This is a genomic window from Klebsiella sp. S69 (assembly GCF_016516145.1).
GTDB lineage: Bacteria > Pseudomonadota > Gammaproteobacteria > Enterobacterales > Enterobacteriaceae > Klebsiella > Klebsiella oxytoca.
On sequence record NZ_JACVUU010000077.1, the window covers coordinates 1 to 785 of the forward strand.

1 pseudogene is annotated in these 785 nt (G+C 52.7%); it reads left to right on the forward strand.

From position 1 onward, the window contains the following. Nucleotides 1-669, forward strand: a pseudogene (locus tag IAE27_RS29290) (MFS transporter); the annotation flags it as partial. Between the last annotated feature and the right edge of the window lie 116 nt (nucleotides 670-785).

Consider the following 785-nt stretch of genomic DNA (forward strand, 5'->3'; position numbering starts at 1 on the left):
TACTACAGCAGTCTGTTCTTTTTCTCTATTTTCCTACAGGAGATTCAGAACTGGTCGCCTGTAGAAGCAGGGTGGCGCATGATGCCGCAATTCGTCACCACTCTCTGCATCTCTACATTGTTCGGCAGGTTGAACCGGATGGTATCACTACGATGGCTGATAACAGCGAGTTACGGTTTAGTAGGGTTGGCGCTTCTTCTATTAATCGCCTGCACGTCAAAGACTCCGTATTGGATAGTCGGATCGCTGTTCGCCCTGCTGGGGGGCGGTGCGGGGCTAGCAGTGCCCGCCACGAGTATTGCTGTGATGGGCATGGCACCAGCCGAACTCTCAGGAGCAGCTTCCGCCACGATGAATGCGTTACGGCAGGCAGGGATGGCTATAGGCATTGCGCTGCTTGGCACGCTGATGAGCGAACGGGCATCCTACATATTTGCTGCCGCGGCTAGCGAACACGGAATCGCCGATTTTTCAGTGGTTACACGCCAGGCCATCACGCATCATGTGTTCCCCAGTGAATTGACCGGCCTATTCGCCCAGGCAATGGAAGGTGGCTTCCATCTGGCGATGCTGCTGTCAGGACTGGCTTGCCTTATTTCATTCGGCCTGCTGTTAGCTGTCCGTTTAGACATCGTGCAAATTCCTAGCCGAAAGCAGACGCGCACCTAGAGCGGCACTTTTGCAAAGTTTCAGAGTAAATATTTTCGGCACTGTTGCAAAGTTTGCGATGAGGCAGCTTGACGTATAGGAAATTGAAACCATTTCTGCGACGGAATGAAGTGGTT